Below are 20,736 nucleotides of genomic sequence, written 5' to 3'. Positions count from 1 at the left end.
TATATGAAATCTTTCATATTGCCATAAAAAAAGAAAGAAAAGTGAAAAAGAGGTTGAAGTGAGAGGATAAATCAAATACAACTATATTTTAATGGTGATTTTAAAAGTAATATCAGTAACTTGGTTAATAGAAAAATATTTAAACTTTAAATAGCAATGGGACAGAATATTACTGTCCCATTTAAATGCCTAATTAGTATATTATTATAAAGATTAATTAGAAGGAGTCAAAGGGGTATCGGATTCTGATGTACCCCATTCTGACACAGTCGGAGTAATAGTAATCTCTTTAGCATCACTAGACAATGTTAATGTATAACGTACCTTCTGACCAGCGATCCATGCACCTGTAAGTGCTACTTCTTTCGTTCCAGTGAAGGTTAAGTCAGTAACATCTGTCTTTCCTGTAGGAGCAGCTGTATAAGTTATAGCAACTTTAGCACCAGCCTTCAAAGTTTGAGGCAATAACATAAATAAAGAAGCTGTAGGATTAGCATCAAACTTAGTTGTAGCGGCAAGATCAGTAACATTAATCAACGTGATTTCTGAACCCTCAGCATAAGTAGCTGTATATGTACCAGCAGCTTTTCCATCCTGTGCCCATGCACCAACAGTTGCTGTACCATCAAATTTAAATGTACCTGTACCATCTACGCCACTAATTGTTAGGTTAGTCACCTTATAATCAAATCCCTTAGTATCACCTTTAATTGAGAAATTAACCTGAGTTAAAGCATGCTGAAATTTTAACTCCACAGCATTCTCACTCTTTTGTTTATCTATTTGGTTAGCAACCAATAAATCTTTTTGATCAGCAATACCACCTACAGTATAGTCAAATGTTGGATATCCTTTACTTGGTAGTGATAAAGTCTGTTGAGGAGAAGTCGCAAAAAACTGAACATAGTTACTTGGCCAATAAAAAACGTTGGCATGTTTCCATGCACCATCCGTTTTCGTAACCACTTCATTAGGCATAAACGATGCCAAACTAACCGCATCCCCCATCTTATCAGATGTTTTATATCCATTAACAGTAAATGTTTCAAAGCCGTCAGTTGTCATTATAGCAGCCCTAGTTGAATTACCAACTATACTTCCAAAATTAATTTCAGCTTTCTGTCCTGCATTCTCAAACTCTTCATTCTGTGAGCAACCCGTAATTGCTAAAGCAGCTGTAACTGCCAATAAAATCTTCTTCATAACTGTATTTTTTAAAGTTTATAATATTGTTATATTTTGTTTATAGCATCTATTTTAATTCACGGGTAACTCTACATTATCTTCGGGTCCCCATCCATCAACATCTCCTCCAATACCTCCACCTCCACCCGAAGGTGTATCCGGCTTATCAACCTCAATCTTATCATCAGGCGGTAACTCAATCTCCGGTGGTGGGGTTGGCTTTCCATCTTCCCCTGTTCCAGCATTTTCAAGTGTACCTATTATTTCAGTAACATCAATTGTTGCTTCCTGAACTGTATTATCTGTTTTGATAAATTTCAATATTAATATTATAGCACCTTTCTCACTAGAAGTTTCTCTCTCTGATGTTGACATTCGCGTCGGCATTGTCATTTCCTTTACTTGTTTGAAAGCGGTGAAAAATGCCGTTACCTTACTATCTCCCTTCTTTACCTCAAAGTAGATAGGTTGTGAGCTACACACTCCACGACCTTTGCCTATACAGTAACAATCGGATAATCCATCAATGCTTCCTACCACTGTTGCAACATACTCCAAGCCTTTAGCCTCTACTGCAAAAGAATATTTCTTCACCACAGATTCCAACTTCCAGTCTAAGCGAAGCACTTCTTCACTCTTCTCTATTTTCAGCTCATCTATATTCAACACATACAATGAATCCGGTGACCAAACCATCTTTTCCGTTCCTGCAATCCCTAAACCGTTGCAGTTTCCCGTGTAGGCTTCTATCGTTTCATAGGACTCTTCACCCCTGATTCGTATAGATTCCGTGTTATAGTTGTAGACTACTACCGAATACCGTCCCGGAGGAACTTTCATTTCTCCGCCTCGTACCGAAAGGTACTTATCTACTTTCCTGCCATCTCCGTTCTTCGGATAAAAAATCACCCGAACTCCCTCCGGCAGTTGATCTGTCACTCCATCCCAATCCAGCTTTATATCTACCCCACTTACGGGATAATCATCCAATATATCGCGACGGCTACATCCAATTAACATCAGCAGCGAGGACAAAAGCACAAGAAACCTGTATCTTGTATTTCGCATTGCGCCCTCCTATCTCTTTGTTGTTATCAGCCATACCAAAGAAACTTTCGCCTTGGTAGGACCAATAAAGTTATAACGCCCACTATTTGTCCATATAATATCTCCCTCATAAGGAGTATATTTTTTATATTCTGTTGTCAAATACCCTATGCCAAGACTGAATTCAAGAGAAAAATGCCGTGCCAATTGCCGTGCATATCCATAAGTCACTCCCGCAGCTCCGTAATACTTACCTTGATAGCCATCTCCACGCAGCTGGAAGTCATATATCCCGCCTTCAGCATAAAATCCGATAAAATGTCCGGTCAATCGGTCACGCTTCTGACGGTTTCCCAGCCAACAACGTCCTTCCATCCCTCCCGAAAGGAGCTGATAGCAGAAATCATGTTTGCTATTCAGCCACCACGGACATTTATATTCAGTATTCAAAGACCACCTCTTGCCTATCGGAATTTCCACTTCTATATTTGGCGCCAATGCCAAATCATATAACAGATTATTCTTCACTGCAAGTACAGTTTGGCTTTTCACCGGCCCTTCTGCCTCCGATATATCGACCTCACAGGCCTGTTTTTTTTCACTTTCTCCCACAGGCTTATCAGGTTGATCTTTCGGAAGCGCCTCTTCCTGCTTTGAAACAAACAACCCGGAGACAGAAGATACCGGTTCAAAAGCCTCTTTACCTAATTTCGAAGTTTCTCCGACAATCGTAATAACCGATCTCCGCAGTTCTGGAAAGATATTGTGAACAATGTATCGGTAAGCAATTCCCCGATTCAATTTTCGCAACAGTTGCTTCCGTTTATTGACATCATTCTTATGATAATCAATCAATATCAGCACTTCTTCCCGATCTGGTAAGTTAGAGTCGGATGCCACCAACTTACGAAACTCCGACCAATCCTCTCCCCCTGAAAAAAAATGAATCTTATCAACACTAACATCCGAATTATACCGTTGTAAGAATTCCTTTATCGAATCATTTCTCCGAGCAGCCAAACTTCTATTATAAGATTCATCACCATCAGGAGAAACAAAAGTTTCCACATTCAGCGCTGTTATATATTTCGTATTTAAATTTCCGAGAAGCAAAGAATCTAAAATTATAATTACCTGATTATTATTCTTATAACTAAGATCCACTTTCGCTTCATTCGCATCAAAATATATCACTGCCCGCCGGATTGTATCATTCGCAACAGCGAAAAATGGAATCGAAGCATACCCACTTTCTGGAAGGCTTAATAAAGCCATAAGAATAGTCAATATATAGATACCATGTTTCATTGTCGTTCGTTTCTGATAACAAATATAGAAGTTAGAAAACAAATCGAATCATACTTTTAGAATAAAAACAAAGGCATGAAAGGTTCTGTGAAACGATTGAAACTATTTTGCAAGTTTTGAGAGTTTAAGGTCAATAATAAACAGAAAAAGGAAGTTCTGACAGGCGGCTTTTCCACATACACATGGATGCCAAGCTTCATCGCCTCTATACAAATCGGGAAATAACTATGATCGGGAGTCGCCAGGAATTTTCTACGAGATATTTTATCCCCACCCAAAAATTTCATTAAAGAAATCATGTATCAAAGTGGGTTTATGAATAGATCACATTTCTATAAGGAGTGTACAAAGCGGATGGGAGTGGTACCTAAAGACTACCGTTTGCATAATAAAAAATAGAAAAGCTACAAAGGTCTCATATACTAGCAGCAATATCATTCCTGATCTGCTGAATTGCAAGAAGCAATCCAGGCAGATGCACTTTTACTATTTTAAAAATTTCTTCGGGGTCAATAGATAAATATTCATGAGAAATAATATTGCGCAGTCCAATGATGCTCCTCCATGGAGTACCGGCATAATTTATCAATAATTCATGATTAGTCAGGTTATCTATATTCTTAACAGTTTCACCTATGGTTTGCAAACGCATACAAGTTGCATCAAAAATATCCATCTTATCAGGAGAAGCTAAGAAATCATTTACAGAAATGACACTACCACATCTTTCTATAGTTGTATTAATACGTTCTTCTACAAAAAGAAGCATATCCAATATGTCAGCATTAGATATAGATTGCATCTTTCTCTATATGATTGCGAAATAAACTACGCATAATTGCGGTTAAAGACACGACATCCACTTTTGCATTAAAACGCTCTTCTAATGACTCTTTTATTTCCATTCGAGTAAAATAATCCGGTTCTTGAAGCTTTACACAAATATCAATATCACTATCCTCTTTCTGCTCACCACGAGCCACAGAACCAAAAAGTCCCAACTTTTCAATTCCATATCTCTCCCCAAATTCTTCCTTAAAATTCCGGAGAATAGCGATTATTTCATCTTTTGTTTTCAATTGACACTATTGTTATAATGCAAATATTAAAATTTATATTGGAATTAGCAAGTTCTTAATCATATTTTGTAGTATCACTAATTAAAATAAGATGCACAGGTCATCGAATTTTCATCGATCCCCTGTACACCTGCTACTCTAAATTCTACTTCAAAACATAAATAGCCTAATTATGCTGCCGAATCCATTATTAACAATCATGTTAGTTTTATCCATCAAAAGTACAGAACATAATTACGTAAATAGTTCAGAAGTGCCCAGAACGCCATCATCATTGCCAATACAAACAAAACGACAAGTCCGATTGCCAAAGCAATCCAATGTTGTGAATGATCATCAGAATATTCTTTATGACCATCATTAAACTTGTATATTGTCCGCACTGTCTGCGCTCCTGCCAATAACCCGAACACTCCGGCAAAAATACCATTATGAATGTTTCCACCGCCACGAAGTGCCCGCTTATCAATTAAGAATTGAGGCGTCCTGCTCGCTACCACATACAAACCGGTAGCTATTAAAGTAGAAAACATCATACCGACTCCCATCATCCAATACATCAAGATACCCACAATGACACCTAACCAGATTAATTTCCTGGAACCATCAAAATGACGTTCTTCACCACTATTAATCACATCAGTCAATGAGTTTAAGCGTTCTATGACATCAGCATCAGTAGGACACATACCGATAACCTGATCAATCAAAAGAACAGATTTCTTAATTTGCTTCATCTTTGTCGGCTTTCTGAATTCATCATCATCTGTTTTTTCAATCACCGTCCAAGTAGCAAAGGCCTCATCCATCAGCTTCCACGCCTCCGTTATCTCTTCATCCGTCATTTTCTCCGGCATTCCGGCTGCAAGGCGTTTATTCAACATTCCTTCTACCGTAAAAACCTCTTTATAACGTGCGCCCTTATACCATACAAAAAACATATGCCCCACAATAAATAAAACAACGGCAATATACAAAATCAGTTGGAGAACAGCCAATATCTTTACTCCCAAAGGAACTCCGTCATCCGCCGCAGCATCAGCTATTGCATCAGCTCCACTACCGCTTTTTACAAGTGTCAATCCATTAAAGGCAGCATCTTTTCCGCCTTTATCAAGTCCGGAAAACGACAACTTATCATCTTTATAAACGACTTTGCATTGACCGGAAATCCCGGCATCAACCTCCGGACGTCCGCCTACAAAAGAAAGAGTCAGTTCATTCCCGTTCATACTCTCGACGTAAAACTCATAAGTTGCCATCAAAGATTCCCTTCCACCGGGTTCCAGCATATTCACTTCCATAAATCCATTGCATCTGGCATTCTCATTATAAGGATTCAATTGCCAATTACCATCACAATTCAATGTGAACGCAACCTTTAAATCGCCTTCTTTATTTGCTCCTAGCCAGTCACCGCTAAAAACATCTTCCTGCGCAAATGCAGTCATCGAAATAACCATCATTACAATGGCACACAAATACTTTTTAATATTCTTCATAATATAATAAAATTAATATTTCAACACTTTGGCTGCCACGTTCTTAAATTGCGGCATAGCAAGCCCGATAGAAGCTCCAATATAAGTCGGATCACAAATTATGTACTTCTTTCCGCTTACAGTTATATAATCTCCGTCAATGTTTTCATCAAAACAGACCGCTGTTGCCATGTGATTGGGATATTCCAACAATACAACATCAAGCCCCATAAGAGTACGTACCAAATAAGAGTATAACACAGCACGGTCTTCGCAATCGGAATAAGGATAGTAGAACAGCTCATCCACAAAGAAAGGCTTTTCATAACCAAACTGGTCACCATCTGTCTTATAATCAAAAGCTGTCTGCACGAAATTAATCAGTATATTAGCGGCTTCCGATTGTTTTTTCCCTTGTACGGCAGCTTGCAATGATGGAAGCACCGTCTGTTGTACTTCCTGACTGACAGGAGCTCCCACATAGACAGAAAAGTCACATTGCGGATAATCCTTATAGAAGGAAATAAGTCCCGAATTTACTTTCGAGCAGACTTTGACGGATGGATAAGCTTTCGCTTGCAACGTTTTCTCCACGTAAGTTCCTGAAAAGGGTTGAGGAGCAGTGATATTCATATTTACCGGGTTCTTCGCATTGGCGAAATCACGGTTGTAAGTGTAAATAGAATTAGTTTTATCCGGGGTAGTATCAAACCTGTAATAGTTTACTCCATTCAAAGTTATAAAACAGGTAGCATAAATCATGTTACCCGAAGCATAGAATAAAGTAAGGCGGTTATCCATACGCGCCACCTTAACCCTATATCCCGATTGAGAAAGGAGAAACATTTGCATAAGAGCTATTTCATCGGAATGAGTACTTCCACATAGTTCAGTAGCAACTTTCCTCGTCAACAGCAGATAACCATAGTCATTCAGGGCATTATCCTTTTTAAAAGCCAGACAGTCGTCTATCAAAGGCTGATAGTTGCTACGCGATAACGTCTCCCATCCGGCAGAAATATCTTTCTCTGCAATCCCTTTTAAAGTGAGCCGGTTCTTCAATGAAGCATTGACAACACAATCTTTACTATAGAACGAAAACTCTACACCGGAAAGTGAGCGTTTGGCCGGAACGGTTTCTTCAGGCTTCACTTCCGGTTTTATTTCAGGGAGCACCGCAAAATCCTTTTCCGGTTCTACAGCCACATCTTTACCTCCCGGTACAACCGGAATCTGTGTTTTCCCCTTTGAAGGAGAAAATGTCGCACTTGGAGTCACTGTCGGAATGGGGAGTCGTGTCACCTCCCCTACTTTAACCTCTTGCGGTTTTGTTGCCGGCTTCTTATGGTCAAAGCTGACCGGTTTTACAGGCTCCGGCCTTTGAGGACGTGCCACCGGCTTCTGCAAGTCATACTCTTTCCAGGTTTCTTTCAGAAATTCGGCAAATTCCTTATTCTGTTCGCTCACAAAATCATCAAACTCTTTTTGCTGCTGCTTCACAAAATCGTCAAACTCCTTCATGTCTTTATCTATTTGCGCAAAAAGACTAAACGGCAAACACAATGAAAAAACTACCATAGATAGTATTCGTATCCTATTTTTCCTCATTTCCTTATTATATTTTGTTGTTCTGTTATCTGCCAATCCACATACAGCTTATTATTCCGTATATCTTTGATAAAGGGGGAAATGGACAAGACAGCGACAACCTTCTCCCGATACAAACCACAACCGGAATCAGTGCCGCCATTGAAACGATCGTCCACCTGCTTGACATTTACATCAGAAAACGGATATAACAACAGTGCCTTCACCAAAGAAGACATATAGGCATTCCAAAAGGCATTCCTCATATCCATCTTCTCCAATCCGTCCTGACCTCCAAAACCGGCATCTTCATACCAACAGCCTTCCTGTGAAGAACAAATTTCAACTCCGTTCATATATGAAATTATTTGAGGAGATGACTGTGTTCCCTTAAGCTGAAACCATGACTGGTCTGATTGCTCCCTACAACTATCCGATTCCAACAATAAATTGAATTTCACCTCTTCTTCCTCAACCCTTTCTTTCGTAAACAAAAGCATCAACTCACTAATGGAATGATAAGAAAAATCGCAACTATCATTCGATGGAGTAAAAGATACCTCCAGAAATTTCTCTCCAAATATAGAAGTATATTCATGCTCAATCCGGTAGGAAACATGTTGAACGGGATGTTCGATCACTCCCAATACAAGCATTTTGTTTCTTTGGTCTTCGTATGTATTACTGGCAGTCTCCATGGTGGAAAAAACGTCCGAGAGAAGTCTCAATTGTACCCCTTGCTGCAATGAATACAGATAAGCCGCTCTTTGCAAAGCAAGCATCCTTGCAGCTTCGGATTTCATACAAGGATCAGATATACCAACTACCCGGCCTTTCCGTTGAGAAGCAAACACCCATTCCGGCAAAGTCTCCCGCTGTCCCGGTCTCCAGTCATAAGATTGGTTATAAACTGTATCAACAGGCATTGCCTGTGAAAACACATCAATACCGGGAGACAAAAGCAACTGGATAATAAAAATAACTACCCAATTATATCTTATATCCGACAAATTAAGCTTCATCATTCAATCTTCAAATAGTTGGGTAGTTATTAAAGAGATCATTACTATCCGCAATGTTTTAAACAAGCTGCTTATTGGGCGTTTTTACTCATTTCTTCTTCAAATACCTTTTTGAACTTTTCATATTCAAAGTCAATGCGCAATTTGTCATCATTCTTAATACGATTTGCCATAGCATTCATGATTTCCTCTCCTGCCAGTTCAAGAGAGACATATACTTTGTATTTACCATCAGGAGTCTTCATGGTTTTTTCACAAATTACACGCGTACCGCTCAATTCCTGTTCCACTACCGTACGGGTCAATGATTGATAACGACTTTTGCTTTCATCATTTTCACCTTGCTGATAAGAGGAAACATAACTATCGGTTACCGATTTCACTTTTGCATTGATAGCAGTAGCAATTTCAGCCCGGGCCTCCGTCATCGCTTTTTTCTTTGCAATAGACATATCCGTAGAAAGTCCCATCGAACTAGCTCTAAAATACTCTTTGTTCGTTTGAAATTCCGGTCCCGAACAAGGAACATTAATTTCTACGTCCTGTTGCACTGCCGGTTGCTGCACTGTTTGTGTTACAGGTTTTGAACTACCGCAACTTGTCATAACAACAATGGTTAGCAATGCTGTTCCCAATAAATTAATTCTTTTCATTTCAAGTCTTTTTTAATGTTAATATATGATTCATTTCAAGCCTCTCAACTTCACTATATTATTTTTGAAATCCTTCAATTGCAGCAGTGCCACAGATTGCAACTTACTTACCTCAATAACCATCTCCGTAGGCAGATCAGGCACAATGAGCGCAGTGACTCTGCGGGCATTGAACTTAGACCCCAGTTTGAGACTGACAATCGGAGATTCTTCACCTTTTTCGTTTATAACCGTCAGATTTCCACTATATAAGTCCACTTCGCAATCGTCAGCATTTGTATTCACAATCTTAAGATGTATCCTCGATTTGTCTCCCAAAGTTGCAAGTTTGTCAAATTCAACAAAGACACCATCCAACCATTCAACCCGAATTGCCTTTTGATTCTCTGGTTTGGCGGACTTAACCGGAACCAAAGGAGCAGGAATAACTTCCGGCACCACAACAGGGACAGATATAACCGGATCAGCTTCTTTTTCCGGTACGGAAGGACCGACTACCGGAACAGGAACATCCGGCAACATCTTCTGTCTTTCCGGAATCTTTCCGGTTCTGTCGAATGTTATTTTCTTCAATTCACGTGCAAACTCCCGGTTCAGCCGTTTTATCAATTCACGCGCCGCCATATTCTTGCCTTGAGAAGCGGACTTATTTTCAGGTACTAATGTCCGTTCATCATTAATCGAATAATTCAACATGGTTTGCCCCGTCCGGTTATTTTCTATTTCAATCCCCAACGTAGAAAAGAATTCGATGAAGTTGTACAGTTCACCCGGAACGGTATTGCCTTTACGACACTTATTATCCAATGTAACGATAATGTCGGCTTCAGAAGGAGATGCAACTACGTTAAAGAAATGATTGTTCAGCAAACTCTTCACAGTTCGTTCCACCGCCTCTATATCGCTCTGCGCACTTCTAACATAAGCAGAAGTCTGTGTCTGCGCCGTGTTGATAGTCAACGTTGCTCCGGGAAGAGAAGAAAGCATTTGTTTGAATAAAGTTGCATAACTTCCCTTCCGGAACAAGCTGAACACATCATCAATTAATGAAATTCCAATTTCCTGCTGTGCCTGTTTAGAAGTAATATTGCGCACATAAAGAGCGGCAACTCCCGATTCGTCGGTGGGAGACATGGAAGACAAATCTCCCGACCCGGAAACAAACTCGGCTTTCAACCGGATATTCCTTAACGGATTTCCATTACGGTAAACACCTATAGCAATAGGCTCCCTTATACCTTGAAACGGCGTGACTGAAACGGTTGCCGGATTCAGAACAATCGTTATTCCATCAAATACTCCAGCCAAAGCCGCATATAGTTCAGTCGCCAAATTAATTGTCTTTCCTTCGTAAGAGCAGAACAACTCCTGATTAAGCACCGGGCGTATAGCCTCCATCCCATTTGAGAATAATTCAATGGCAGTCATTAAATCTCCCTGTTGTAAAGTAATGTGTCCCTTATACCAAAAATCGAAGCCGTTACGGATTGCCTTCTGACGACGTGCTTCCACCAAGGCCGCATAATCATCCTTATTCAGTTCATAATAAACCCAATACTCATTGTCACTTCGCCAGGAATCCACCAGACGAAAGTTCTCTATTTCCGCCCGGGCTTCTGTACGAATACTTTCTGCGAAGGTTTGTTTCACATTACCATCGTCCTCCAACGTATTCAACAAAGAATTGGCGGCAATCACCACTTGAATTTCAGATACAAGATCAGACAAAGCGTTTTGCTTTGCCTTTTGCTGATAATCTCCTTCCGATATTTCAGCCATTCCTATTCCGATGTAACTTAAACCACTAACAGGATGCTGTTTCACCCAGTCAGGACGGTTCGTTTGTTGACCGGAAAGCGGAAAGCAAAACCATGAAATCACAAGAATAAATAAAAGCCAATGTTTCATACGTCCTTGATTTATTGAATAGTCAAATAGATGGTACTTCCATCCACTCTGTGTTCACTATCTATTCCGGAATCATTCAGATAATTAACCAGATTATCCGCAAACGTGATGCAATCCATCGGCAAGCCGTCGCTGTCCTTTGCAGGAATCTGTATCGAATCAAATATCAGACTATCATCCACAGCACCTTGAATATGGTAGCATCCTCCCTGAGCATTCTTCCTCACCCAGTTGCGTATATGCGCCGAAAGAGTAGTGCTCCCGTTTATCCGGCTGTTCATCGTATTGACAGCGTTATCAGCAAGACTGACCCGAAGAACTATCGTATTTCCCTGTTGGACTCTCCGAGCAAACTCCTTTGAAATATCTTTCAGAAAACCATCCAAAACATCCTGTGCCGCATACGCACATAGTTTGTCCACATCTGTTGTCCTAAAGCGGTTCGTCCAGCTTTTCCGGCTGGCTAAATCAATTCCTGTAGCGGTCTCACGAGCAGTCATAATCAACGATACCCTACTACCTGAGGTTGCCGATATATCTTTCTTCAAATCAACAATCACATATACATCTGCCCCCGAATTCATCAACAACTGTTTATCATTGGAATCAGCATTCTTACTCTCCCATTCAGAAGCACGCAGAGTACCTGCCTGTTTTCCTTCGGCAGCTACCGTCTTCACACCAAGTTTGACGAATCCTTCTTTTACCGTACTTACCGCTACGCGAAGATCAAAATCATTTTTCAGGATACCGGCATACGAACTCCGGTCATTACTTTTATAAGGAACCACCATAATGGTTGGAAGAGCAACCTGTTGCCGGGTTTCTTCCATCGACATCTCCTCCATGGGCTTTGTCATCAATTTGTTCCGTATCAAATCCTTTTTAAGTGCACCCAGTAAAATTTGGGCCGTAACCGTACCCTTATAAAGTCTGGAAGATTGTCGCACCGGTTCTTCGACCGTCTCATAATTTTTCACAAAAAGCATATAGCGTGAATTGAAAAACTGGTTCATATAGTAAGAGTCTTCTTTCCCAACCAGCGGCCGACCGTTTTCTACTCCGTCAATACCATTCAAGAAGAGAGCGTTGAAAATCGACTTCAATGCCATAGAATATACATCTTTCTTCTTTTCTGCTATTCCGGAGGCTGCGATAACAGCCAAATTATTATCTGCTTTCACGCAAGACAGATCATTGGAGTATAGCTCCTGTGCTGTGAGATGAATAGTATATGTCGCCAGCAGGCTCAAAAGTAGTATTCGTAGTTTCATTTTCTTTTTGCTAGGAGAAAAGTTGATAATTGAAATTGATTATAGTGACAAAAAGGTATCTTTCCTCGAAATGATAATCAACTTCCTTTCTTCCTTGGTAGCTTTCATGATTTCTTCCCCACCTTTGCTGACACTGCACAAAGAACGTGCCCCGCTCAACACTTCTTTCACGTTTAAGCGACCGATTTCTTTCAATGACAGTTCACCGGCAATGTCCATCTCTATGTAAACAGTAAACTTCTGTCCTTTCTGTATACCTCTTTTTGTTCCAAGATCAACGTATACAGTTTGTGCTTTATCTTTCTTTGTGCTTTCCACTTGCACAATCGTACCTTGTATCTTAAAATTCTCGTTAACAAAGTCATCCATACTTATTTTGGCATAATCCAACGTTTTAATGATTGCCTCTTCAGGAGTATCTCCTATACTTCCCGTCAACCCTTCATGAGAGAAAGCCTGGGTACCTTTGAGCGTACCATTAGAAGGATCCACAATCTTTAATGTGTAAGAAACACTTCCTTTATAATAGGGCTTTCCTTTACTGTCCGTTTTTTTAATGCCCTGCATACTTGTAATGTTCCCCTGAATCAGATATTTAGCTCCCAACGTCGTCATAGCCTCGCTTCTGGCAACAACATCTCCCATAGCGGAAGCTTCCTGACGCCGCCTGGCTTCGGTTTTCAATGCTTCATTAGAATCAACGTCAATCAACACGACACGATTCATTTCTTGAATACCTTCAATAATTTTACGGAGCAAAGTTACTACAAAAAAGTGAAATGCGGAAAGATATAGTGATAGAATTGAGTTACAAGGGTTTTAGTTGAAGTGGCGAAAATTCGTGAAGCCATTACAATCCCTGCCAAAGCCAAATCCTGACGCCGCAACGTTACTTGTTCGTAACCATGCCCGAAAATGCGACAAACGGGTACGGATGACGAAACAAGACGCTAAGGAATAGTGAGTTACCGACAACTCACGCGAAAAATTTGCTTACGGAAAAAGATTGCGCCGTTCCTCCCCGTTTTGCGTACCGACACCGGACTCTTCACCAACTAATTTTGAAACCAAAAAAATTAAGGACGATGAAGAGTACATTTTCAGTAATCTACTATCTCAAGCGTCAGGTAGTGAAAAAAGACGGGACAGTTCCCGTCATGGGACGCATCACGGTGGACGGCAGCCAGACGCAGTTCAGCTGCAAGCTGACTGTCGATCCGAAACTGTGGGACACCAAAGGGGGACGTGTCACGGGCAGAAGCACGGCGGCACTCGAAGCGAACCGTATGCTTGACAAAATGCGGGTACGCATCAACAGACACTATCAGGAAATCATGGAGCGTGACAACTTCGTCACGGCGGAAAAGGTGAAAAACGCCTTTCTCGGACTGGAACACCGCTATCACACGCTGATGCAGGTGTTCCGCCAGCACAACGAGGACTATGAGAAACAGGTGGAGGCAGGCATGAAAGCCAAAGGCACACTGGAAAAGTACCGTATCGTTTACAAGCACCTGCAAGAGTTCCTCGACATCCGCTACCATGTGAAGGACATCGCCCTGAAAGAGCTTACCCCGGCTTTCATCTCCGACTTCGAGATGTTCCTGCGCACGGACAAGCACTGTTGCACCAATACCGTCTGGTTGTACGTCTGCCCGCTACGGACGATGGTATTCATCGCCATCAACAACGAGTGGCTGACGCGCGACCCGTTCCGCGAGTATGAAATCAAGAAGGAGGAAACGACACGCAGTTTCCTTACCAAAGAGGAAATCCGCCTGCTGATGGAGGGCAAACTGAAAAACGCCAAACAGGAACTGTACCGTGACCTCTACCTGTTCTGCGCTTTCACCGGATTGTCATTCTCGGATATGCGCAACCTCACGGAAGAGAATATCCGCACCTATTTCGATGAACACGAGTGGATAAACATCAACCGCCAGAAAACGGGCGTGGTGTCCAACATCCGCCTGCTTGACATCGCCAACCGCATAATCGGCAAATACCGTGGACTGTGCGAGAACGGCAGGATATTTCCCGTCCCGCATTACAACACGTGCCTTGCCGGTATCCGTGCCGTCGCCAAGCGTTGCGGCATCACCAAGCATATCACGTGGCATCAGAGCCGCCACACGGCGGCCACAACGGTATTTCTCTCCAACGGCGTACCCATCGAAACGGTCAGTTCTATGCTCGGACACAAGAGCATAAAGACGACGCAGATTTACGCGAAGATAACCAAAGAAAAACTCAATCAAGACATGGAGATCCTTGCGGCAAGGTTGAACGGCATTGAGGAATTTGCAGGTTGTACCATCTAAAAAAGAGAAGCCATGAAGCGTGACATAATCATCATAGAGGACAAGGCGGTCAGCGTAACCGGTAACGAAGTGTGGATGACCGCCACCGAAATCGCCGGACTGTTCCATACGACCGTCCCGGCAGTGAACGCTGCCATCAAAGCAGTCCGCAAGTCGGACGTGCTTAACGACTACGAGTTGTGTCGCTACATGCAGCTTGAAAACGGGCTGTACGCGGACGTGTACGCGCTTGAAATCATCATCCCGGTCGCTTTCCGGCTGAACACCTACAACACCCACCTGTTCCGCACATGGCTGGTGGGAAAGGCACTCTCAAAAGATAACCGGCAGGCATACGTGATGTTCATTCAGAACGGAAAGGTCGGGTACTGTTAAAAACAGATTCCCCATAAGACAAGTAAACGGGCAGCACCACAAAAGGTGTCGCCCGTTTACTTTTTCATGCAACCGCCTCACTCCAGCGGCTTGCGGTAGTTCGCTTCCAGCACCTCGCGCAGCCCCGTTTCCGGGTAAAGCACCTTCCCTCCCAAAAGGATAAAAGGCAACACGCGGTTGTTGCGGTATTCCTGCAAGGTGCGTCGGCTCACACGGAGCAGTTCCGCCACCTCGCCGTCCGTCAGGTAACGCTCCCCGTCCAGCGGAGGACGGTAACTTTCCAGAAATGCGGACAGCCATTTAGAGCCTTTGCGCATATCCTGCATCACAGAGGCTATCGGCTCGTCTTCCATCGTAAAAACATCGTTGGTCTCGTTCATCATAACTTCGGATTCAGTGGGTGAATAAATCAAATCATCTGCCGTGCGGATAGAGCGTGCCGACAAGCGGTATCAGCCGCTTCACCTCCTCCGGCTTGTAATAGAACCTGCGGTTTATCTGCGAGTAGCCGATAAGCCGCCTGTCGCGCAGCGTCTGCAACGTGCGCGGGCTTATTCTCAACTGCCCGCAGACCTCCTCGCCCGTGAGCCATCTTTCCATGCGCCCCGTGTCGCTTTTGCGCCTCAGGGCGGCGACCTTCTCCGAGAGTGCGCCGAATGCCGCCACCATCATCTCGAAAGTCTTTTTCTCGATAGATACTATTTCCATATTCATGCAATTACCGGTTTGCCCGCAAAGGTAACGATGCAGCCCTTAACACGTACCGTTTTCCGCTGAAAGGCTGCCTGTTGCGCCGTTTGACCGGGTTATGGAGCCATCTTCCGTAAAAATCTTACGTGAGTCACGTAGTGAGTTGTTAAAGCCCCTTTTGTTTATTGCCGAATTTTGCCGCAGAAACAAAAAGAAAGGACTGAATATGAAAGTGATAACGATGGAAAGTTCCGTCTTCCGGTCATTGACGGAACAGATAGCGGAGATTGCGGCACACGTCCGTGCCGTCTCCGGTGACAAGAGAGCGGCATCGCCCGACAGGTTGCTCACCACACGCGAGGCGGCGCACCTGCTTAACGTGAGTACCCGCACCCTCCAGCGTATGCGCAGCGAGCAACGCATCGGCTATGTCGTGCTTCGCGGCAAATGCCGCTACCGGCAGTCGGAAATCGACCGCCTGCTTGATGAGAGTACCGTCAACGAGGACGCGGCGACACCGCAGGAACTGAAACGCAACCACACGTTGCGCACGGGCGGCAACCCCAAAGGAAGGAGGACATAGGTCATGGAACTGCTCACACGAAACAACTTCGAAGGCTGGATGCAGAAGTTGATGGAACGGCTCGACCGTCAGGACGAACTGCTGCTGGCGATGAAGGCTGAGGGGAAACAGCCTACTATCACGGAAAGCATCCGCCTTTTCGACAATCAGGACTTGTGCATGCTGCTTCAGATAAGCAAGCGCACCCTGCAACGCTACCGCAGTGTCGGCGCATTGCCCTACAAGACACTGGGCAAGAAAACCTATTACAGCGAGGAGGACGTGCTGACATTCCTTTCCAACCATATCAAGGACTTCAAAAAGGAAGATATAGCCTTCTACAAGGCTCGTATCCATAATTTCTTTCATAAATAACCCATTAAAACATTTTTCAGATGGCAAAGAAAAAAGACGAAAAGGACGTGCTGGTGGTCCGTGACGAGAAGACGGGCGAGATCAGCGTGGTTGCCGGGCTGAACGCGGACGGCACACCCAAGCGCACCCCCGCGAAAGCGGAAAACGCGCAGAGTTTCCTGCAATTCGACCGACACGGCGACGTGCTGGACAACTTCTTCAAGAACTTCTTCCGGCAGTGCAAGGAACCCAGCCGCTTCGGTTTTTACCGCATCGCGGCAGACCAAGCCGAAAATCTCTTGGAGGTGATGAAGCAACTGCTGAAAGACCCCGAAGCGAACAAGGAGCTGCTTGCCCCTCACAAGGTGGACACCTCCGACTACGAGAAAAAGGTGCAGGAAGAACTGGCAACCGAAAAACAAGAACCTCAAAAACAGGAAAACATGGAGCAACAAAAAGAACAACAGGAAGATCCCGAACAGACGCAGGGCAAACGGGGCTACCAGCCCATCGACGAGAGCAAAATCAACTGGCAGGAGCTGGAGGACAGATGGGGCGTGAAGCGTGACGACCTTGAAAAGTCCGGCGACCTTACGAAGATGCTCCACTACGGCAAGTCCGACTTGGTGAAGGTCAAGCCCACCTTCGGCGGCGAAGCATTCGAGCTGGACGCCCGCCTTTCCTTCAAGAAGGACGGCGAGGGAAACATCAGCCTCGTGCCGCACTTCATCCGCAAGGAGCAGAAACTGGATGAATACAAGGAACACAAATTCTCCGACGACGACCGGAAGAACCTGCGCGAGACGGGCAACCTCGGCAGGGTCGTGGACATCGTGGAGAAGGAAACGGGCGAGATTATCCCCTCCTACATCAGCATCGACCGCAAGACGAATGAGATCACGGACATTCCGGCGAGCAAGGTACGCATCCCGGAGCGCATCGGCAAGACGGAAATCACCAAGCAGGAGCAGGATATGCTCCGCGCCGGACTGCCCGTGCGCGACAAGCTCATCGAGCGCAACGACGGCAGGAAGTTCGTCACCACTCTGCAAGTGAACGTGGAGCAGCGCGGCGTGGAGTTCGTGCCGGGAACCGGAAGGTCGCCCCGTACCGTACAGACGCAGGAAACCAAAGGCGACACGTCGAAAAGTCAGGCGCAAGGCGGGGAAAATGCCACACAGACCAAGAAGGAGCAACGCCGCAACACGTGGACGAACGAGGACGGCAGCATCCGCCCCATCAGCAAATGGAGCGACGTGAACTTCACCGAACAGCAGAAAGCCGACTATGTGGCGGGCAAAGCCGTGAAACTGGAGAACGTGACCGACAAGCAGGGCTTCCATGCCACGATGTATATCAAGTTCAACCCGGAGAAGGGTCGCCCGTACCGCTACGAAACAAATCCCGACATCGGGCAGCAGGTCGCCCCGTCCAACGAGAGCCGCACGCAGGTGGCGGTGAACAACGAGGGCAAGACCAACGAGGCGACAAAGAACCTGAAAGAGCCTTTGCAGAAAGGTCAGACCACTCCGAAGGACGCCCGCCAGCAACAGCAGCAGGACAAGCCGCAGAAGAAAACGGGCAAGGGCATGAAAGTATAGACCGATGTCCGCCACTGAATCCAAAATAAAATCCAAAGTATCAACAAAAAAGAAGAAGACATGAAGACAATCATTGCAGAAAAGCCCTCCGTGGCACGTGAAATCGCCCGCATCGTGGGCGCGACAAAGAGAGAGGAAGGATATTTCGAGGGAGGCGGCTATGCCGTGACATGGGCATTCGGACACCTTGTCCAGCTCGCCATGCCCGATGGCTACGGCGTGCGCGGTTTCGTCCGTGACAACCTCCCGATTATCCCCGACACCTTCACGCTCGTCCCCCGTCAGGTCAGGACGGAGAAAGGCTACAAGCCCGATAGCGGCGTGGTGTCGCAGATAAAAACAATCAAAAGGCTGTTCGGCACCAGCGACCAAATCATCGTGGCAACCGATGCCGGACGCGAGGGTGAACTTATCTTCCGCTACCTCTACCACTACACGGGCAGTACCACTCCTTTCGTGCGCCTGTGGATAAGCTCGCTCACCGACAAGGCTATCCGCGAGGGATTGCGCAACCTCGAAGACGGCGGCAAGTATGACAACCTATACCTCGCCGCCAAAGCGCGAAGCGAATCCGACTGGCTCGTGGGCATCAACGGCACGCAGGCTCTCTCCATCGCCGCCGGACACGGCACATACTCCGTGGGGCGGGTGCAGACACCAACGTTGGCTATGGTATGTGAACGCTACTGGGAGAACCGCCGCTTCACGCCCGAAGCCTTCTGGCAACTCCATATCGCAACGGACGGTTGCGACGGCAAGGTCGTGAAATTCTCATCCTCTGAAAAATGGAAGTCGAAAGAACCGGCAACGGAGCTATATAATAAGGTAAAGGCGGCAGGCTTCGCAACGGTAACGAAAGCCGAGCGCAAGGAGAAAACGGAGGATACCCCGTTGCTGTACGACCTGACCACGCTTCAGAAAGAAGCCAACGCCAAGCACGGCTTCACGGCGGAGCAGACGCTTGAAATCGCGCAGAAGCTCTACGAGAAGAAGCTGATAACCTATCCGAGAACGGGTAGCCGCTACATCCCCGAAGACGTGTTTGCCGAAATTCCCAAACTGCTCGCTTTCATCGGCACACAGCACGAATGGAAAGACAAGGTGCGGGCAAAAGCCATCCCGACACGCCGCAGCGTAGACGGCGGCAAGGTGACAGACCACCATGCCCTACTCGTCACGGGTGAGAAACCGCTCTTCCTCTCCAAAGAGGACAATACCATCTATCAGATGATTGCCGGGCGCATGGTCGAGGCATTCTCTGAAAAATGCGTCAAGGACGTGACCGCTGTCATGGCGGAATGTGCCGGAGTGGAGTTTACCGTGAAAGGCAGCGTCATCAGGCAAGCCGGATGGCGTGCTGTCTATGGCGAGGAAAACAAGGAGGAAACCACCATTCCCGGCTGGCAGGAAGGCGACACGCTGACACTGAAAGCCTCTTCCATCACAGAAGGGAAGACCAAGCCCAAGCCGCTACATACCGAAGCCACCCTGCTGTCCGCAATGGAAACGGCGGGCAAGGAAATCGAGGATGACGCACTGCGGCAGGCGATGAAGGACTGCGGCATCGGTACTCCCGCCACACGCGCCTCCATCATCGAAACGCTCTTCAAGCGCGGTTACATGGAACGCTGCAAGAAATTGCTTGTCCCCACCGAAAAGGGGCTTGCACTCAATTCCGTGGTGAAGACGATGCGCATCGCCGATGTCGCCATGACAGGCGAATGGGAGAAGGAACTGGCACGCATCGAGCGTGGGGAGCTGTCCGCCGATACCTTCCGCAAAAAGATAGAGGCGTACACGCGGGAGATTACCTCCGAACTGCTCTCATGCGACAAACTCTTCGGCAGCCGCGATTCCGGTTGCGCGTGTCCCAAGTGCGGCACGGGCAGGATGCGGTTCTACGGCAAGGTGGTACGCTGCGACAACACGGAGTGCGGGCTTCCCGTGTTCCGGCTGAAAGCGGGACGCACCCTGTCCGACGATGAAATCAAAGACCTGCTCACCGAAGGGCATACCCAGCTGCTCAAAGGCTTCAAGAGCAAACAGGGCAAGAGCTTCGATGCCGTCGTCGCCTTTGACGGGGAATATAACACGACGTTCGTGTTCCCGGAGGCTAAAAAGGGCAAGAAATTTTCAGGACGGAAGAAATAGTATTAACTTTGCCACTTGTTCAGAGTAATGAATTGTTCTTCGATACCGGATTACACTCATACTTTGGATTTAGTGGCGGCACTCGGAGGGATACCGAGTGCCTTTTTCTTCCTTTTTTCCAACCGATTATCCCGTTAA

Annotated in this window: 20 protein-coding genes; 6 read left to right on the top strand and 14 right to left on the bottom strand. The window is 45.3% G+C overall.

Annotated elements, in window-relative coordinates; translation table 11 throughout:
• Window positions 1–213: 213 nt before the first annotated feature.
• The 12 genes from KFO40_RS01250 to KFO40_RS01195 form a co-directional block, all read right to left on the bottom strand.
• The gene (locus tag KFO40_RS01250) at window positions 214–1,203 is read right to left on the bottom strand and encodes a fimbrillin family protein (RefSeq protein ID WP_151936002.1); all 990 of its coding nucleotides are present in this window, start codon (window positions 1,201–1,203) and stop codon (window positions 214–216) included.
• Window positions 1,204–1,257: 54 nt separating this feature from the next.
• Window positions 1,258–2,253, bottom strand: coding sequence for a DUF5119 domain-containing protein (locus KFO40_RS01245; RefSeq protein WP_234394032.1), 996 nt, complete (start codon window positions 2,251–2,253; stop codon window positions 1,258–1,260).
• Between the two features lie 9 nt (window positions 2,254–2,262).
• Entirely contained in the window at window positions 2,263–3,540 is a 1,278-nt protein-coding gene (locus KFO40_RS01240; RefSeq protein WP_151936003.1) for a DUF3575 domain-containing protein, read from the bottom strand.
• 415 nt (window positions 3,541–3,955) lie between these two features.
• Window positions 3,956–4,342 carry a DUF86 domain-containing protein gene (locus tag KFO40_RS01235; protein WP_004317062.1) on the bottom strand — a complete coding sequence of 129 codons (387 nt, stop codon included), beginning with the start codon at window positions 4,340–4,342 and terminating at the stop codon, window positions 3,956–3,958.
• Complete coding sequence (locus KFO40_RS01230) at window positions 4,326–4,619, bottom strand: nucleotidyltransferase family protein (protein WP_151920884.1); 294 nt, start codon at window positions 4,617–4,619, stop codon at window positions 4,326–4,328. Before KFO40_RS01230 ends, KFO40_RS01235 begins: the two co-directional genes overlap by 17 nt.
• 215 nt (window positions 4,620–4,834) lie before the next feature.
• On the bottom strand, window positions 4,835–6,121 hold the full coding sequence (locus tag KFO40_RS01225; RefSeq protein ID WP_004312268.1) for a hypothetical protein: 1,287 nt from the start codon (window positions 6,119–6,121) through the stop codon (window positions 4,835–4,837).
• A gap of 12 nt (window positions 6,122–6,133) precedes the next feature.
• Window positions 6,134–7,708: a hypothetical protein gene (locus KFO40_RS01220; RefSeq protein ID WP_151936005.1), complete on the bottom strand. Its 1,575-nt coding sequence runs from the start codon at window positions 7,706–7,708 to the stop codon at window positions 6,134–6,136.
• Complete coding sequence (locus KFO40_RS01215; protein ID WP_004312266.1) at window positions 7,705–8,712, bottom strand: hypothetical protein; 1,008 nt, start codon at window positions 8,710–8,712, stop codon at window positions 7,705–7,707. The genes KFO40_RS01220 and KFO40_RS01215 overlap by 4 nt, the downstream gene beginning before the upstream one ends.
• Window positions 8,713–8,780: 68 nt before the next feature.
• Window positions 8,781–9,362 carry an LPP20 family lipoprotein gene (locus tag KFO40_RS01210; RefSeq protein ID WP_004298500.1) on the bottom strand — a complete coding sequence of 194 codons (582 nt, stop codon included), beginning with the start codon at window positions 9,360–9,362 and terminating at the stop codon, window positions 8,781–8,783.
• Window positions 9,363–9,392: 30 nt separating this feature from the next.
• A complete protein-coding gene (locus KFO40_RS01205; RefSeq protein WP_211145987.1) occupies window positions 9,393–11,270 on the bottom strand; it encodes an LPP20 family lipoprotein in 1,878 nt (625 codons plus the stop codon).
• A gap of 11 nt (window positions 11,271–11,281) precedes the next feature.
• Complete coding sequence (locus KFO40_RS01200) at window positions 11,282–12,544, bottom strand: DUF6175 family protein (protein WP_211145986.1); 1,263 nt, start codon at window positions 12,542–12,544, stop codon at window positions 11,282–11,284.
• Window positions 12,545–12,583: 39 nt separating this feature from the next.
• On the bottom strand, window positions 12,584–13,270 hold the full coding sequence (locus KFO40_RS01195) for a penicillin-binding protein activator LpoB (protein ID WP_317194765.1): 687 nt from the start codon (window positions 13,268–13,270) through the stop codon (window positions 12,584–12,586).
• A gap of 359 nt (window positions 13,271–13,629) precedes the next feature.
• Between KFO40_RS01195 and KFO40_RS01190 the strand changes: the two genes are divergently transcribed.
• Entirely contained in the window at window positions 13,630–14,865 is a 1,236-nt protein-coding gene (locus KFO40_RS01190; protein WP_005861712.1) for a site-specific integrase, read from the top strand.
• 12 nt (window positions 14,866–14,877) lie between these two features.
• The gene (locus KFO40_RS01185; RefSeq protein ID WP_005861710.1) at window positions 14,878–15,240 is read left to right on the top strand and encodes a hypothetical protein; all 363 of its coding nucleotides are present in this window, start codon (window positions 14,878–14,880) and stop codon (window positions 15,238–15,240) included.
• Window positions 15,241–15,317: 77 nt separating this feature from the next.
• On the opposite strand, the gene KFO40_RS01180 is transcribed toward KFO40_RS01185, so the two are convergent.
• Together KFO40_RS01180 and KFO40_RS01175 are read right to left on the bottom strand one after the other, a co-directional pair.
• Window positions 15,318–15,623, bottom strand: coding sequence for a helix-turn-helix domain-containing protein (locus KFO40_RS01180; protein ID WP_005861708.1), 306 nt, complete (start codon window positions 15,621–15,623; stop codon window positions 15,318–15,320).
• 31 nt (window positions 15,624–15,654) lie between these two features.
• A complete protein-coding gene (locus KFO40_RS01175; protein WP_004291426.1) occupies window positions 15,655–15,954 on the bottom strand; it encodes a helix-turn-helix domain-containing protein in 300 nt (99 codons plus the stop codon).
• 202 nt (window positions 15,955–16,156) lie between these two features.
• Here KFO40_RS01175 and KFO40_RS01170 point away from each other — a divergent pair, with 202 nt between their 5' ends.
• Genes KFO40_RS01170 through KFO40_RS01155 form a run of 4 tightly spaced genes read left to right on the top strand, consistent with a single transcriptional unit; the run spans window position 16,157 to window position 20,598 of the window.
• On the top strand, window positions 16,157–16,513 hold the full coding sequence (locus tag KFO40_RS01170; protein WP_025072716.1) for a helix-turn-helix domain-containing protein: 357 nt from the start codon (window positions 16,157–16,159) through the stop codon (window positions 16,511–16,513).
• Window positions 16,514–16,516: 3 nt separating this feature from the next.
• Complete coding sequence (locus KFO40_RS01165) at window positions 16,517–16,867, top strand: helix-turn-helix domain-containing protein (RefSeq protein WP_004291454.1); 351 nt, start codon at window positions 16,517–16,519, stop codon at window positions 16,865–16,867.
• 20 nt (window positions 16,868–16,887) lie between these two features.
• On the top strand, window positions 16,888–18,447 hold the full coding sequence (locus KFO40_RS01160) for a DUF3945 domain-containing protein (RefSeq protein ID WP_004371700.1): 1,560 nt from the start codon (window positions 16,888–16,890) through the stop codon (window positions 18,445–18,447).
• Window positions 18,448–18,507: 60 nt separating this feature from the next.
• The gene (locus KFO40_RS01155) at window positions 18,508–20,598 is read left to right on the top strand and encodes a type IA DNA topoisomerase (protein WP_004371701.1); all 2,091 of its coding nucleotides are present in this window, start codon (window positions 18,508–18,510) and stop codon (window positions 20,596–20,598) included.
• Window positions 20,599–20,736 lie beyond the last annotated feature (138 nt).

Origin of the sequence: Bacteroides sp. 1001302B_160321_D4 (assembly GCF_015667765.1) — a bacterium.
GTDB lineage: Bacteria > Bacteroidota > Bacteroidia > Bacteroidales > Bacteroidaceae > Bacteroides > Bacteroides xylanisolvens.
This window is presented reverse-complemented; position numbering and strand designations above follow the sequence as displayed.

Coding starts and splice junctions, on each gene's coding strand:
- KFO40_RS01160 (WP_004371700.1), top strand. CDS start 16,888: ATGGCAAAGAAAAAAGACGAAAAGGACGTGCTGGTGGTCCGTGACGAG.
- KFO40_RS01225 (WP_004312268.1), bottom strand. CDS start 6,121: ATGAAGAATATTAAAAAGTATTTGTGTGCCATTGTAATGATGGTTATT.
- KFO40_RS01250 (WP_151936002.1), bottom strand. CDS start 1,203: ATGAAGAAGATTTTATTGGCAGTTACAGCTGCTTTAGCAATTACGGGT.
- KFO40_RS01190 (WP_005861712.1), top strand. CDS start 13,630: ATGAAGAGTACATTTTCAGTAATCTACTATCTCAAGCGTCAGGTAGTG.
- KFO40_RS01185 (WP_005861710.1), top strand. CDS start 14,878: ATGAAGCGTGACATAATCATCATAGAGGACAAGGCGGTCAGCGTAACC.
- KFO40_RS01240 (WP_151936003.1), bottom strand. CDS start 3,540: ATGAAACATGGTATCTATATATTGACTATTCTTATGGCTTTATTAAGC.
- KFO40_RS01235 (WP_004317062.1), bottom strand. CDS start 4,342: ATGCAATCTATATCTAATGCTGACATATTGGATATGCTTCTTTTTGTA.
- KFO40_RS01215 (WP_004312266.1), bottom strand. CDS start 8,712: ATGATGAAGCTTAATTTGTCGGATATAAGATATAATTGGGTAGTTATT.
- KFO40_RS01200 (WP_211145986.1), bottom strand. CDS start 12,544: ATGAAACTACGAATACTACTTTTGAGCCTGCTGGCGACATATACTATT.
- KFO40_RS01175 (WP_004291426.1), bottom strand. CDS start 15,954: ATGAATATGGAAATAGTATCTATCGAGAAAAAGACTTTCGAGATGATG.
- KFO40_RS01205 (WP_211145987.1), bottom strand. CDS start 11,270: ATGAAACATTGGCTTTTATTTATTCTTGTGATTTCATGGTTTTGCTTT.
- KFO40_RS01220 (WP_151936005.1), bottom strand. CDS start 7,708: ATGAGGAAAAATAGGATACGAATACTATCTATGGTAGTTTTTTCATTG.
- KFO40_RS01210 (WP_004298500.1), bottom strand. CDS start 9,362: ATGAAAAGAATTAATTTATTGGGAACAGCATTGCTAACCATTGTTGTT.
- KFO40_RS01165 (WP_004291454.1), top strand. CDS start 16,517: ATGGAACTGCTCACACGAAACAACTTCGAAGGCTGGATGCAGAAGTTG.
- KFO40_RS01245 (WP_234394032.1), bottom strand. CDS start 2,253: ATGCGAAATACAAGATACAGGTTTCTTGTGCTTTTGTCCTCGCTGCTG.
- KFO40_RS01155 (WP_004371701.1), top strand. CDS start 18,508: ATGAAGACAATCATTGCAGAAAAGCCCTCCGTGGCACGTGAAATCGCC.
- KFO40_RS01180 (WP_005861708.1), bottom strand. CDS start 15,623: ATGATGAACGAGACCAACGATGTTTTTACGATGGAAGACGAGCCGATA.
- KFO40_RS01195 (WP_317194765.1), bottom strand. CDS start 13,270: ATGAATCGTGTCGTGTTGATTGACGTTGATTCTAATGAAGCATTGAAA.
- KFO40_RS01170 (WP_025072716.1), top strand. CDS start 16,157: ATGAAAGTGATAACGATGGAAAGTTCCGTCTTCCGGTCATTGACGGAA.